11 protein-coding genes are annotated in these 14402 nt (G+C 57.2%); all 11 read left to right on the top strand.

All coding sequences use genetic code 11. The features are described from left to right. Positions 1–120: 120 nt before the first annotated feature. The 11 genes from HPY30_16275 (at position 121) to tssH (ending at position 14192) form a co-directional block, all read left to right on the top strand. Positions 121–2133: a type VI secretion system tip protein VgrG gene (locus tag HPY30_16275; protein QYZ68095.1), complete on the top strand. Its 2013-nt coding sequence runs from the start codon at positions 121–123 to the stop codon at positions 2131–2133. Between the two features lie 11 nt (positions 2134–2144). Next, on the top strand, positions 2145–2726 hold the full coding sequence (locus HPY30_16270; protein QYZ67400.1) for a hypothetical protein: 582 nt from the start codon (positions 2145–2147) through the stop codon (positions 2724–2726). A gap of 256 nt (positions 2727–2982) precedes the next feature. After that, positions 2983–4038, top strand: a complete 1056-nt coding sequence (gene tssA, locus HPY30_16265) for a type VI secretion system protein TssA (protein QYZ67399.1) — start codon at positions 2983–2985, stop codon at positions 4036–4038. Between the two features lie 38 nt (positions 4039–4076). After that, entirely contained in the window at positions 4077–4604 is a 528-nt protein-coding gene (gene tssB / locus HPY30_16260; GenBank protein QYZ67398.1) for a type VI secretion system contractile sheath small subunit, read from the top strand. A gap of 3 nt (positions 4605–4607) precedes the next feature. Then, a complete protein-coding gene (gene tssC, locus HPY30_16255; GenBank protein QYZ67397.1) occupies positions 4608–6104 on the top strand; it encodes a type VI secretion system contractile sheath large subunit in 1497 nt (498 codons plus the stop codon). 94 nt (positions 6105–6198) lie between these two features. Then, positions 6199–6690 carry a type VI secretion system tube protein Hcp gene (locus HPY30_16250; GenBank protein QYZ67396.1) on the top strand — a complete coding sequence of 164 codons (492 nt, stop codon included), beginning with the start codon at positions 6199–6201 and terminating at the stop codon, positions 6688–6690. A gap of 118 nt (positions 6691–6808) precedes the next feature. Then, entirely contained in the window at positions 6809–7636 is an 828-nt protein-coding gene (locus tag HPY30_16245) for a virulence protein SciE type (GenBank protein QYZ67395.1), read from the top strand. Between the two features lie 15 nt (positions 7637–7651). After that, on the top strand, positions 7652–8167 hold the full coding sequence (gene tssE / locus HPY30_16240; protein QYZ67394.1) for a type VI secretion system baseplate subunit TssE: 516 nt from the start codon (positions 7652–7654) through the stop codon (positions 8165–8167). After that, complete coding sequence (gene tssF, locus HPY30_16235; GenBank protein QYZ67393.1) at positions 8167–10035, top strand: type VI secretion system baseplate subunit TssF; 1869 nt, start codon at positions 8167–8169, stop codon at positions 10033–10035. The genes tssE and tssF overlap by 1 nt, the downstream gene beginning before the upstream one ends. After that, positions 9999–11027 (top strand): type VI secretion system baseplate subunit TssG, encoded by a 1029-nt coding sequence (tssG, locus tag HPY30_16230; GenBank protein ID QYZ67392.1) that lies wholly within the window; start codon positions 9999–10001, stop codon positions 11025–11027. The genes tssF and tssG overlap by 37 nt, the downstream gene beginning before the upstream one ends. Before the next feature lie 408 nt (positions 11028–11435). Continuing rightward, entirely contained in the window at positions 11436–14192 is a 2757-nt protein-coding gene (gene tssH, locus HPY30_16225; GenBank protein ID QYZ67391.1) for a type VI secretion system ATPase TssH, read from the top strand. The last annotated feature ends 210 nt before the right edge of the window (positions 14193–14402 follow it).

Genomic DNA, 14402 nt, shown 5'->3' with positions numbered 1-14402 from the left:
AATCAGCTAAACTCGAATTGAAAATGCAGGGAGAGTTGCCAGGTGTCTGACCCCACACAATCCACCAGGAGCGTGTCCGTCTCCACCCCCCTCGGCGGGGATGTGTTGCTATTCAAGAGCATGAGCGCCAGCGAGGGAATGAGCCAGCTCTTCGAGTACGAACTGGAATTGCTCAGCGAACAAAGCGACATCGATCTCAACGATATGTTGGGACAAAGCGTTACTGTTCGTCTGGAGAGCGTTACCCCGGCAGCCCAAGGGGGCAAGGATCGTTTTTTCAACGGACAGGTCAGCCGTTTCAGCTACGCGGGCACTTTAGACCGTTACCATCTCTACCAAGCCACCCTGCGACCCTGGTTTTGGAATCTGACCCGAACCTCCACCTGCCGCATCTTTCAGGAGATGACCGTTCCCGATATCGTGGCCGAGGTGTTGCGAAAAAACGGCTTTTCCGATTTTGAATTCAGCCTCAGCAGTGGCAGGTACCGCACCTGGACATACTGTGTTCAGTACCGTGAAACCGACTTCAACTTCATCTGCCGCCTGTTGGAGCAGGAGGGTATCTACTTCTATTTCCACCACCAGGATAACCAACACTTCCTCGCCATGACCGATTCGGTCAGCTCCCATAACAGCGTGGGCGCAATCCCCTATTTTCCACCTCGGGAAAACGCGCGGCGTGAAGGTGAGTTCATACACGAATGGTATGTAGCTTCGGAGGTATGCCCGGGTAAATTCGTTACCGACGATTTCAACTATGAGACGCCGAAGACAGAACTGGAAGCACGTCTGGACAGTCCCGAGAGCCATCAGGGCGCCGACGGCGAGATCTATGACTATCCGGGGGAATACAGCAAGCCGAACGAGGGCGAGACCTACGCTCAGATCCGCCTAGAGGAATTGCAGACCCCCCATATCGTAGCCGAGGCAGCGAGCAACTGCCCCCGAATCAGCGTGGGTGAATTGTTTAATCTGGAGAACTTTCCGCGAGAAGATCAAAACCAGGAGTACTTGATTACCTCCGCCTCCTACCAGATCAAATCCAATGCCTATATCAGTGGCTCCGGCAGCGCAGACGAGGGTCTCTACAGCTGCCAGTTCAGCTGCATCGACCGTACCCGCCAGTATCGCGCCCCCCGGCTGACGCCAAAACCCGTGGTGCAGGGGCCACAGACCGCGTTCGTGGTCGGACGAAAAGGTGAGGAGATCGATACCGACAAACTGGGCCGGGTCAAGGTGCAGTTCCACTGGGACCGGGAGGGCAAGATGGACGAAAAAAGCTCCTGTTGGGTCCGTGTCTCACAGAACTGGGCAGGCAAGCTGTGGGGAGGCGTATTTCTTCCCCGCATCGGACAGGAAGTGATTGTGGATTTTCTCGAAGGCGACCCCGACCGGCCCATCATTACCGGTCGGGTCTACAACGGGGAGAATACGCCGCCTTATGCCCTGCCCAACAACAAGACCCAATCCGGCATCAAGAGCCGCAGCACCAAACAAGGCGAAGAGGATAACTTCAACGAACTGCGCTTCGAGGACAAAAAAGGCGAGGAAGAGGTCTATTTCCACGCGGAAAAGAATTTCACCCGCATGGTGGAGAACGACGACACTCTCAACGTCGGCAACGACCAGACGCGGGAGATCCACAATAACCGGACTACCACCATCAAAGAGGGTGACGACCAACTGGAGATCGAAAAAGGTCATCGCAATACCCTGATCAGCGAGGGCAACGACACCCTCGAAATCAAGATGGGCAACCACGACACCATCGTTACTCAAGGCAATGACACCCTCTCCTTGGAACAAGGTGATATGAAGGTCAATATTGATGTCGGCAAGCAGGTGGTCAAGGTCGCCGAAAACATCGAGATGAGCTCAGTCAACAGTTCGATCAAAATGGACGGAAACAACTCTATCGAAATGTCGACCAAAAAGTGCATCATCGAGGCATTGAGTTCGATCGAGCTGAAGGTTGGAGGCAGCAGCATTAAGATTGAACCCGCCAAGATCACGATAAAATCTCCGCAGATCGCTATCAGCGCTGATGGCAAGCTCGACGTGAAGAGCCCCATGACCACGGTAACGGGCGATGGCATCCTGACCCTCAAAGGCGGGCTCACCAAGATCAACTAGGCTGTGATTCAATGGAAGATATCAAACTGAACAAGGTCAAAGTCGCTACCGCCAACGAAGTCTGTCTCCTTTTCGATTTGGATGAAGAGGCAGCGCCTCTGCTGCAGGAGAACCAAACACCCGCCCAGTTTCTGCAGATCCTGATGGAGCACGAATACCTGGCCGATGCCGCTCGATTTATCGCCTTCGCCCTGCCCGAGCGTGAAGCCGTCTGGCTGGCCTGCCTGGTTGCCCGCAGCGCAGTCGATGAATCAACCTCCGAGGCCGAGAACAAGGCCATCGCCCAAGCCGAGCAGTGGGTCTACAAACCAACTGATGAGCAGCGCCGGACCCTGATGGATATCGCAGAGTCCGCCGGACTCGACACCCCCGCAGGTTTCGCCGCAGCCTCTGCTTTCTGGAGCGGAGACGTCATCGCCCATGCCGATCTGCCTCCGGTCCCGCCCCCTGACGGCATCACCGGCAAGATGGTCTGGGGGGCCATGATTTTGGCGGCGTACCATAAGACACCGGAGCTGGCGAACGACAGATACCGCACCTATATCAGCCAGGCCATCGATATCGCCAATGGCGGCGGCGGCAAGAACCACTGAAAGTGAGCGTATGTAATAAGCCCCTGATCGGTAAGAGACAAGGGCATTTTTTATGACATCTATCAGGCAATATGCAGCTTTTCCCAGGAAGGATTTGTTTTCTTTTCCAGTTGATTGCAGGGGTCTGAAGAGTGTGCTACAAGAATGAGTATAGGACAATAAATTTGCTGGATTCAGTATAAAGAAATCAGGGTAGTCTACAATCCTAAATAGGTCGGATTGCGGCAATAGATTGAGGACAACGGGACGCTGGCCGATGACAAGTGCAATCGATGTAGAGAGCATCCTGCAAGAGGTATCGGCTGACAGCCCATGCGGTGAAGATCTGGAGTACGATCCAGGATTCATCGAACTGGAACGGCTGGCCGCCGGCCGGGCAGAACAGCAGATCGGGGATACGCTCGTGGAGGCGGAAGAACCCGACTGGAAGGCTATGCAAAATGCCTCCCTGGAACTCCTTTCACGCACCAAAGACATCCGCATCCTCATCTATCTCATCCGCGCAGCCCTCCACATCGATGGCTATAGTGGCGCCGCCAAAGGCATCAACCTCCTGCACAACCTGGCCGAACAAAACTGGGAACAGATTCATCCCCAACTCGATGCAGAAGACAACAATGATCCCACGATGCGTATCAACGCGATCAGTGCACTGACCGACAATACCAGCATGCTGAGCCCTCTGAGCAAGGCGCCCCTGGTCACTTCCCGAATGCTGGGGAGATTCGGCCTGCGGGATTACGCCATCGCCGATGGTGAACTTGAACCGCTGGATGACGCAGACACGGTGGACATGGCCCGGATTAACGCCGCCTTCATGGATACTGATTTGGAGGAACTACAAGCGACCGCAGAGGCCGTGGACGAGTCCATCGACCACCTGACCAAATTAGAGGTCTTCATCACGGAACAGGTCGGTGTAGCCAACGCCATCAGCCTTTCCGATTTGGTGGATTCGTTCAAAGAGGCACAGCAGGTTCTGAACGGGCAACTGGAGGCACGTGGCGTGGGATCTGAGGAAGAGACGAATTTAGAGCAAGGCGCGGCTTCAGGCGCCCCTGCGCCAGCACTCAGTGGAAACATCAACACCCGGGCAGACGTAACACGGGCCCTGGACAAGATCATCGACTATTACAACAGAAATGAACCATCAAGCCCGATCCCTATCCTGATGGAGCGGGCAAAAAAACTCATCTCTCTCGATTTCGTGGATATCATCAGGAACATGGCGCCGGATGCCATAAGCCAGGTGGACGTATTTCGCGGCCCTGACGAGGAAGAGGGATCGGAGGCGTCAGAAGACAATTGGTAAATACAGTATCACCTGAATAACAAACTTGGAGGTAAACCGTGGCCCAGAGCAGTCAGAAATTCATAGCCAGGAATCGCGCACCGCGCGTTCAGATCGAATACGACGTTGAGGTTTACGGTGCCGAAAAGAAGGTACAGCTTCCCTTTGTCATGGGCGTCATGGCAGACCTCTCCGGCAAGCCCGAAGAGGCCCTGCCTCCGATTTCCGAGCGCAAGATGCTGGAGGTCGATGTCGACAACTTCGACGATCGTCTCAAGTCGATGAAACCCCGGGCGGCCTTCCAGGTGCCCAATACCCTGACGGGTGAAGGCAGCCTCAGTGTGGACCTCACTTTCGAGAGCATGGACGATTTCTCCCCGGCAGCGGTGGCACGCAAGGTAGGCGCCTTGAACGAACTGCTGCAGGCGCGCACCCAACTCGCCAACCTGATGACCTACATGGACGGTAAAGCCGGCGCTGAGGAGCTCATCTCCAAGGCCCTGAACGATCCCACCCTGCTGCAATCTCTGGCCTCGGCACCAAAGCCCGGGGACGATGAAACAGCGGCAGAGGAAGAGGAGGGTTAAACCATGGCAGAGCTGGAAAAAGACGTACAGGCGCAAGCGGAAGCAACAACCCTGGAGGCCGGTGATTTCGCGTCACTGCTGAATCAGGAGATCCGCCCGAAATCGGACCGCGCCCGCGAGGATGTGGAGAATGCCGTGCAGACCTTGGCGGAGCAGGCCTTATCCGCTTCCGTCACAGTGTCAGCCGACGTTACCGTTACCATTCGGGAGATGATCGCCGAGATCGACAAACGCCTCACCGAACAGGTTAACCAGATCCTGCACAATGAGGATTTTCAGAAGCTCGAAGGTGCCTGGCGCGGCCTGCACCATCTGGTCAACAACACCGAAACCGATGAGATGCTCAAGATCAGGGTCATGAACATCTCGAAGAAAGATCTGCACAAGAACCTGAAGAAGTTCAAAGGCACTGCCTGGGATCAGAGTCCCATCTTCAAGAAGCTCTATGAAGAAGAGTTCGGCCAGTTTGGCGGTGAGCCCTACGGCTGTCTGGTGGGTGACTTCCACTTCGACCAGAGCGCACCCGACGTGGAGCTTCTGGGGGAGATGGCCAAGGTTGCCGCCGCAGTTCATGCACCTTTCATCGCCGGCGCTGCACCCACCACCATGCAGATGGACTCCTGGCAGGAACTGAGCAATCCTCGCGATCTGACCAAGATTTTTCAGACCCCGGAATATGCGGCCTGGAACTCACTGCGAGAGTCCGATGATGCCAAGTACATCGGCCTTGCCATGCCCCGATTCCTCTCCCGCATGCCGTACGGTGCTAAAACCGATCCGGTGGAAGAGTTCGATTTTGAGGAAGAGACCGGCAACGCCGACCACGATAAGTACACTTGGGCCAACGCCGCCTATGCCATGGCCGTAAATATCAACCGTTCGTTCAAGATGTACGGCTGGTGTTCCCGAATCCGCGGCATCGAGTCCGGAGGCGCGGTGGAAGGCCTGCCGGCACATAGCTTCCCCACAGACGACGGCGGGGTGGATATGAAGTGCCCCACCGAGATCGCGATCAGCGACCGGCGGGAAGCAGAACTGGCCAAAAACGGCTTTATGCCGCTGGTACACAAGAAAAACACCGACTTCGCCGCTTTCATCGGCGCCCAGTCATTCCAGAAACCTGCGGAATACGATGATCCCGATGCCACCGCCAACGCAAATCTGGCGGCCCGCCTGCCCTACCTGTTCGCCACTTGCCGCTTTGCACACTACCTGAAGTGCATCGTGCGCGACAAAGTGGGTTCGTTCAAAGAGAGGGAAGAGATGCAGCGTTGGCTGCAGGACTGGATCCTGCAGTACGTGGACGGGGATCCGGCCCACTCTTCCGAGACCACCAAGGCAGAACATCCTTTGGCGGCTGCGGAAGTCGTGGTTGAGGAAGTGGAGGGAAATCCGGGGTACTACACCTCGAAATTCTTCCTGCGTCCCCACTATCAACTGGAAGGTCTGACGGTTTCGCTGCGCCTAGTATCGAAGCTGCCATCAGCTAAAGCCGGGTAAGGAGATGTCGCCGGTTATTGAGTGTGGATTTTTTCCGCAGACCAACACCCGGCCGATGTCAGGTACAACACGTTGAGCATTTAGGAGAGATATCATGGCTGTTGACATGTTTATCAAGATTGGCGACATCAAAGGTGAAGCCCAGGACAAATCACACAAAGGCGAGATCGACGTCCTCGCCTGGAGTTGGGGCATGAGTCAGTCCGGCACCATGCATACGGGTGGTGGTGGCGGTGGCGGCAAGGTTTCGGTGCAGGATCTGTCGTTGACTAAATATGTGGACAAGTCCACACCGAATCTCTACAAATATTGCGCCTCAGGCGAGCAATTCGACGAGGCAAAATTGACCGTGCGCAAGGCCGGTGGCAAGGCTCCTTTGGAGTACGTCATCGTCACCATGAAAGAGGTGATCGTGACCTCGATATCCGCAGGTGGCAGCGGCGGCGAAGACCGGCTGACCGAAAATATCACATTGAATTTCGCAGAGGTAAAGTACGAATACCAGCCGCAGGATCAGAAGGGTGCCAAAGATGGCGGCCTGATCAAGTTTGATTTTGATGTGGCAAAAAATGATGTGAAAAAGTGACGGATCTCCGTCGATGGCTATATGGGATGGCCCCGCAAACCGGTGGGGCTGCCCTCTCCTGTCATCCTGAAGGCGGTGAACCGAAACACCCCTTCGCTGAATTGATCGGGGTGTGAATATGTTGGCGCAACAATCCCTGCGCGATGGGAATCTCGATGAGGCCCTGGCTCAGCTCCAGGATCAGGTGCGCAAGGCCCCCGCCAAGGCCGAATACCGGACCTTCCTGTTCCAACTGCTGTCGGTAATGGGCAGGTGGGATAGGGCGCTCAACCAACTGAGTGTGGTAGCCGACCTGGATGACGGCACCCTGGCCATGGTGCAGACCTACCGCGAAGCGATCCGTTGCGAGGTTCTGCGGGAGGAGATTTTTGCCGGCAAACGCTCTCCCCTGCTGTTCGGTGAACCCCCTGAGTGGGTAGCACTTTTGATCGAAGCCCTGCGCCTCGGTGCGGAGGGCCAACACGCCGAGTCTCAGACTATACGCAGCCAGGCCTTCGAGGCGGCTCCCACTATCAGTGGCACCCTCGACGGCCAGCCCTTCGAGTGGATCGCCGATGCGGATCCCCGCCTTGGCCCTGTCCTCGAAGCGGTGGTCAACGGGCACTACTACTGGGTGCCGATGCAGCAGATCCGCCGCATCAACATCGAGGAACCCGAGGACCTGCGCGACCTGGTCTGGATGCCCGCCTACTTCACCTGGGCCAACGGCGGTGAAGCGGCAGGGCTTATTCCCACCCGCTATCCCGGTTCGTTTGCCAGCCAGGACCCACAAATCCAACTGAGCCGCAAGACCGAGTGGATCGACGCCGGTTCAGACCTCTATCTGGGGCTGGGACAGCGTATGCTGACCACCGATGGCGGTGAATTTCCTCTGATGAACATCCGTGAAATCAACCTGGACACAGTGGATGAACCTGCGGAGCCGACACCACAGGATGAGACCTGACGGATTCGACAAACCTTGGCTGAACTCACCCAAAAAGAGCGTCTGCAGCCGTCCCTGCTGGATCGGTTGGCCGATGATCACCCGAACAAAAAAAACGAGTCCCGTGACCAGCGGGTGCTCTCGATTCAAAAACTCCGGGAGAGTGTGCTACGGGATCTGAGTTGGCTGCTCAACACGGTAAATCTGGGCACCATGCAGAACCTGGAGGCGTATCCTGAAGCAGCACGGTCGGTGCTCAACTACGGGGTCCCGGACTTTGCCGGCCACACGGCATCCAGTGTCGACGTGCCCGTTCTGGAGAGGCTGTTGCGCCAGGCGATCATCGACTTCGAACCCCGGCTGCTCAAGAACAGCGTCAGAGTCAAACTCCAGGTTGCCGAGAGCCACATGAGCCACAATGCCATGACCTTCGACATCGAAGCTGAACTCTGGGCAGAACCGGTACCGCTGCATATGTACATGAAAACCGAGATCGACCTGGAGGTCGGCACCGTCACCGTCTCCGACTATTCCGGCGGGGGCAGGGGCTGATGGATCCTCGGTTGCTGCAATACTACAACCGGGAGTTACAGTTCATTCGGGAGATGGGCGGCGAATTCGCCAAGGAGTTTCCCAAGATCGCCGGTCGGCTCGGACTCGAAGGTTTCGAGTGCGCCGACCCTTATGTGGAGCGCCTGCTCGAAGGTTTCGCCTTTCTTGCCGGTCGCATCCAACTTAAACTCGACGCTGAATTTCCCCGTTTCACACAACACCTGCTGGAAGCGGTCTATCCCCACTACCTGTCGCCAACACCTTCCATGACAGTCGTCCGGTTTCAGCCCGATCTTATGGAGGGGGGGCTGGCAGACGGTTTCACCCTGCCCCGGGACAGCGCCATGCGTAGCCTGATGGGTAAACACGATCAGACCGCCTGCGAATATCGTACCGTCAGGGAAACGGTCCTCTGGCCACTGGAAGTAACCGACGCCACCTACCTGCGTTCTCTTGCCGGCATCGACCTGCCCCATCTCCCGGAAGCCAAGGCAGGCATTCGACTGCGTTTGCGGGTCACCGCAGGACTCAGCTGCGACAAGCTGGCTCTGGAAAGCCTGCCACTCTATCTGCAGGGCGCAGACGAACTCCCCATGCACCTCTATGAGCAGATCCTGGGCAACGCAGTGGCGGTGGTGGCGCGCCCCACCAGTCGTCCCGCCCCCTGGCAGGAGGTTATGGATCGGCAATCGATCAATCAGATGGAATTTGACGACAGCGAGGCTCTGCTGCCTTTCACCGACCGCTCCTTTGAAGGATACCGTCTGCTGCATGAATATTTCGCTTTTCCGGCACGCTTCATGTTTGTCGAGCTGACAGGACTGGCTCCAGCTTTCAAGCGCTGTCCGCACGATGAGATCGAACTGATCATCCTGCTCAACCGCAGTGATACCTATCTGGAAAAGGTGGTCAACGCAGACAATTTCGCCCTCTTCTGTACACCGGCGGTCAACCTCTTCCCCAAGCAGTGCGACCGCATCCACCTGACCCAAAAAGAACATGAACACCACCTGGTGCCGGACCGGACCCGCCCATTGGACTACGAGGTCTATTCAATCACCGGCGTCACCGGCTACGGTGTCGGCACTAAAGCGGAGCAGGAGTTCCTGCCATTTTATGCCTCCCACGACTTGGCGGTACAACAGACCGATGAGGGATTTTTTACTCTGAGACGTGACCCACGTGTCATCTCCTCCCGTCAGCGACGCAACGGGCCGCGTTCAAGTTACATCGGCAGCGAGGTATTCCTCACCCTGGTGGATGCCAAAGAGGCACCCTACCACCCGGACCTGCGGCAGTTGGGTATCTCCACCCTCTGTACCAACCGGGATCTGCCACTGCAGATGCCGGTTGGTAAAGGCACCACCGACTTCACCCTGGAGAGCGGAGGGCCGTTCGACAGTGTGCGGGTGGTCGCCGGCCCTACTCGCCCCCGACCCTCCTGGGCGGAGGGTGATACCACTTGGCGGCTGGTCAGTCATCTGTCGCTCAACTACCTCTCGCTGATCGACAACGACGAGGCCCAGGGTGCGGCGGCACTACGGGAGTTGATGAGCCTTTACAGCAATGTCGCTGAAGCGCCCGTGCGCAAGCAGATCGGCGGTGTCAAGAGCATCACCTCAAAACCAATCATCCGCCGCGTTCCCATACCCGGGCCAATCGCCTTCGGCCGTGGCCTGGAGATCACCCTGACCCTGAACGAGGACGAATTCGAAGGCACCGGCGTATTCCTGTTGGGCGCGATTATGGAGCGGTTTTTTGGCCGCTATGTCTCTCTCAACTCATTCACCCAGACCGTCATCCGCACAACGGATCGCGGCGAGATCATGCGATGGCCGTTACGCACAGGACAGCAACACTTGCTCTAGCGCTGGAGCAGAGCCTCACCCAAGAGCCGTATAGCTACGACTTCTACTGGGCCATGCGGGCGCTCGAAGCCTACCATCCGGGCAATCCCCGGTTCGGCGAGTCCCTGCGCCCCGCAGATGATGCAATCCGGCTGGGAGAAGAGGCTTCCCTGTCATTCGCTCCCTCCAGTATCTCCAGCTTCATCCCTGCTAATGAAGGACAACGCCCACGTTTGGAGGTGTTGTTCTTCGGCCTGTTCGGACCCAACGCGCCCCTCCCGCTGCATCTGTCAGAATATGCCCGGGATCGGGTGCGCAATTCAGACGACCCCACCTTCAGCCGCTTCGCCGACCTGTTTCATCACCGCTTTCTTTCGCTCTTCTACCGTGCCTGGGCCAATGCCCAACCGGCAGTCAGTCATGATCGGCCGGAGCAGGACCGGTTCGCCACCTACTTGGGCGCCACTTGCGGTTACGGCATGCCGTCGCTTCGCAAGCGGGACGAAATGCCCGACTTGGCCAAACTGCACTACTCAGGCTGGATCTCCAACCAAGTCCACAACGCAGACGGTCTACAATCGATTCTGGCGGGGGTTTTTCGGCTGCCGGTGTCCATTGAGCAGTTCGTGGGACACTGGATGACCCTGCCGCAAGATACCCGCTGCCGGCTTGGCGAATCCCCAGAGACAGGCGCCCTCGGTCTGACCGCTGTCATCGGCGCCCAAGTGTGGGATTGTCAGCATAAGTTCCGCATCATATTGGGGCCGCTCGAACTTGCGGACTACCTGCGTATGCTGCCTGGTGGAGAGAGTTTCAAACGCCTGACAGCCATCGTAAAGAACTACATCGGTGACGAACTGCACTGGGACCTGAATCTCATCCTGAAAAAAGAGCAGATACCGCCAATCCGGTTGGGCACTGAGGGACAGTTAGGCTGGACCACCTGGTTGAGCTGTGAGCCACCCACAGAAGACCCGCGTGACCTGATGCTCAACCCCTTTTTCAAGCCGTAACCCGGCTGGAGCCAACTATACTTGCAACAGAAGTGAACTATTGGAAAACAGTACAAACGGATCGCACAGGAGCGCAATTATCATAGAGCGTTTTTATTGTTAATACTGGCAATGCGCAATGTAGGAGCCGCGCCCTCGCGGCGAAGCGCCGCTCCTACGCTGTGTTCAGGATTTTCATACAGCGCTTAACTTCGCGCCCTCTGCGTTCCAAAAGGAAGCTCAGAGTGACTCGGTTATTGTCATTTCGACCGTAGGGAGAAATCTCATGCCTCCGACAGCAAGTAAGTACTCCGTTGATTGAGATCTCTCCCTACGGTCGAGATGACAGGTATCTCTACTCGTTCAGAGTTTCCTAAATCAGGTTTATGGGTAGAAGACCACCAGGAACACAACAAAGGGGATATAAGGATGTCTGAAATCAGTCGCACCGCCCTGTTCGGCAAGCTCAACAGCGTCGGCTACAAGTCCATCGAAAGCGCCACCGTCTTCTGCAAGATGCGAGGCAACCCCTACGTGGAACTGGTGCACTGGATCCACCAGATCCTGCAACTGAAAGACTCCGATCTCCACCACATCATCAAATATTTCAGCCTGGAGCCCTCCCACCTGGTGAGGGACATCACCGAGACCCTGGACAGCCTGCCCCGAGGCTCCACCTCCATCTCAGATCTCTCCGCACACATCGAGGAAGCAGTGGAACGTGGCTGGCTCTACGGCACGCTGATGTTCGGGGAATCCCAGGTGCGCACTGGTCATCTGGTTGTCGGCATTCTCAAGACCCGCAGCCTCACGCACGCCCTGAGCGGCATCTCCAAGGAGTTCCAGAAGCTCAAGCTGGAGAGCCTCACCGACCGCTTCGACGAAGTGGTGGGCGACTCCCCTGAAGCGACCCTGCACGCCACCGACGGCTTCCAGGTGGGTGGCGGCGTTGCCCCCGGCGAGGCCAGCGGCGCCATCGCCCCGGCCCAGATGGGCAAGCAGGAGGCATTAAACCAGTTCACCGTGGACCTCACCGCCGAGGCGGCATCCGGCAAGATGGACCCGATCGTCGGTCGTGACGAGGAGATCCGCCAGATCATCGACATCCTCATGCGGCGACGCCAGAACAACCCGATCCTCACCGGTGAGGCGGGTGTGGGCAAGACCGCCGTGGTTGAAGGCTTCGCCCAGCGAATTGCTGCCGGCGACGTACCGCCACCGCTGCAGAATGTCACCCTGCGCTCTCTGGACGTGGGTCTGCTACAGGCCGGCGCCAGTATGAAGGGCGAGTTCGAGAACCGCCTGAAGCAGGTGATCGAGGAGGTACAGTCTTCCGAAAAACCAATCATCATGTTCATCGACGAAGCCCACACCCTGGTGGGCGCCGGCGGTGCAGCCGGAACCGGCGATGCGGCCAACCTGCTAAAACCAGCCTTGGCCCGCGGCACCCTGCGCACTGTCGCCGCCACCACCTGGGCCGAGTACAAAAAACACATTGAAAAAGACCCTGCCCTCACCCGCCGTTTCCAGGTGGTACAGATAGACGAGCCATCGGAGGAGAAGGCGATCCTCATGATGCGAGGCATGGCAAGTACCATGGAGCACCACCACAAGGTGCAACTGCTGGACGAGGCCCTGGAGGCTTCGGTCAAACTCTCCCACCGCTACATCCCGGCGCGCCAACTGCCCGACAAGTCGGTGAGCCTGCTCGATACCGCCTGCGCCCGGGTGGCCATCAGCCAGTACGCAGTGCCCGCGGAGGTGGACGATTCGCGCAAGCGCATCCAGGCCCTGAATACCGAACTCGAAATCATCGGACGGGAGAAAAACGTCGGTGTCGACACCACCGTACGGGAAACGGAGGCCAATGAGTCACTGGCAGCAGAAGAAAAACGGCTGGAAGGCCTGGACAAACGCTGGAACAACGAAAAAACACTGGTCGAACAGATTCTCGACATCCGGGGAAAATTGCGGGTCACCACCCACAAGGTGGAAGGTACCGACAGCGATTTGGAGAAAGCGGCTGATGCCGCAGCGGAAGATATCGCTGTCGAAAGTACGACAGGTGGAGACGAAGAAGCCCTCTCCGACGAGGAACGTCAGACGTTACTGGCACAATTGAAGGGACTGCAAAACGAACTCCACGAACTTCAGGGAGAGCATCCCCTCATTCTACCCTCAGTGGATGGACAAGCCGTCGCCTCGGTGGTTCAGGACTGGACCGGCATCCCCGTGGGCCGCATGGTCAAGAACGAGATCGAGACTATTCTTCATCTGGCAGACACTTTGGAGCAGCGCATCATCGGGCAGCGTCATGCTTTGGAGATGATCACCCGCCGCATCCAGACCTCCCGCGCCAGCCTCGACAATCCGAACAAACCCATCGGTGTCTTCATGCTGGCGGGTACCTCCGGTGTAGGTAAGACCGAAACCGCCCTGGCCCTGGCCGAAACCCTCTATGGCGGCGAACAGAACATCATCACCATCAATATGAGCGAATACCAGGAAGCCCATACGGTCTCGACCCTCAAGGGTGCCCCTCCCGGTTACGTCGGTTATGGCGAAGGCGGAGTACTCACCGAGGCGGTGCGCCGCCGTCCCTACAGCGTGGTGCTGCTGGACGAGGTGGAGAAGGCCCATCCAGACGTACACGAAATCTTCTTTCAGGTATTCGACAAGGGCTGGATGGAGGACGGCGAAGGCCGGGTGATCGACTTCAAGAACACCCTCATCCTGCTCACCACCAATGCAGGCACCGACCTGATTACAAACCTCTGCGCAGACCCGGACCTGATGCCGGAGCCCGAAGGTATCGCCAAGGCATTAAGGGAACCCTTACTCAAAGTCTTCCCGCCCGCCCTGCTCGGTCGCCTGGTGGTAATCCCCTTCTATCCGCTCAGCGACGAAGTGATCGGACTTATCGCCAAACTACAGCTCGGACGTATTGAGAAACGCATCCGCGAAAATCACAAAATCCCCTTCAGTTACGACCAGGATGTCATCCAACTCATCACCGACCGCTGTACCGAGTTGGAGAGCGGCGGCCGCATGATCGATACGATCCTGACCAATACAGTATTGCCGACAATCAGTGAAGAGTTGCTCAAGCGGATGATGGAAGCAAAACCCATCGAGCGAGTGCATGTGGGAGTTGAAGGGGGAGAGTTTAGCTACGGATTTGAATAGGCGCGCAACGGCAGATCAGGCAGAAGAAATTCGAGGACGCTAATCATGGGATTCAAGCAATGCAGCAGCTGCAAAGGTTACTACAACGCTAATCGCGGTGGGTGCATCAATCCAGAGTGTACCGCGTGTGACAAAGCTCGTGTCACCAACATCATTAGCACGCCAGTCATTCCGAAAGCGAAGCCCAGGAGGCCGGTCACTAAACCGTGG

The organism is Gammaproteobacteria bacterium (ex Lamellibrachia satsuma) (genome assembly GCA_019623805.1).
In the GTDB taxonomy this organism is placed as follows: domain Bacteria; phylum Pseudomonadota; class Gammaproteobacteria; order Chromatiales; family Chromatiaceae; genus QGON01.
Note: the sequence above shows the minus strand (reverse complement) of the source record. Positions and strands in the feature narration are given on the sequence as shown.

What these genes read in the sequence shown, in the direction of transcription:
- HPY30_16275 (QYZ68095.1), top strand. Translation starts at nt 121, where the DNA reads ATGAGCGCCAGCGAGGGAATGAGCCAGCTCTTCGAGTACGAACTGGAA.
- HPY30_16270 (QYZ67400.1), top strand. Translation starts at nt 2,145, where the DNA reads ATGGAAGATATCAAACTGAACAAGGTCAAAGTCGCTACCGCCAACGAA.
- tssA (QYZ67399.1), top strand. Translation starts at nt 2,983, where the DNA reads ATGACAAGTGCAATCGATGTAGAGAGCATCCTGCAAGAGGTATCGGCT.
- tssC (QYZ67397.1), top strand. Translation starts at nt 4,608, where the DNA reads ATGGCAGAGCTGGAAAAAGACGTACAGGCGCAAGCGGAAGCAACAACC.
- HPY30_16250 (QYZ67396.1), top strand. Translation starts at nt 6,199, where the DNA reads ATGGCTGTTGACATGTTTATCAAGATTGGCGACATCAAAGGTGAAGCC.
- HPY30_16245 (QYZ67395.1), top strand. Translation starts at nt 6,809, where the DNA reads ATGTTGGCGCAACAATCCCTGCGCGATGGGAATCTCGATGAGGCCCTG.
- tssF (QYZ67393.1), top strand. Translation starts at nt 8,167, where the DNA reads ATGGATCCTCGGTTGCTGCAATACTACAACCGGGAGTTACAGTTCATT.
- tssG (QYZ67392.1), top strand. Translation starts at nt 9,999, where the DNA reads ATGGCCGTTACGCACAGGACAGCAACACTTGCTCTAGCGCTGGAGCAG.
- tssH (QYZ67391.1), top strand. Translation starts at nt 11,436, where the DNA reads ATGTCTGAAATCAGTCGCACCGCCCTGTTCGGCAAGCTCAACAGCGTC.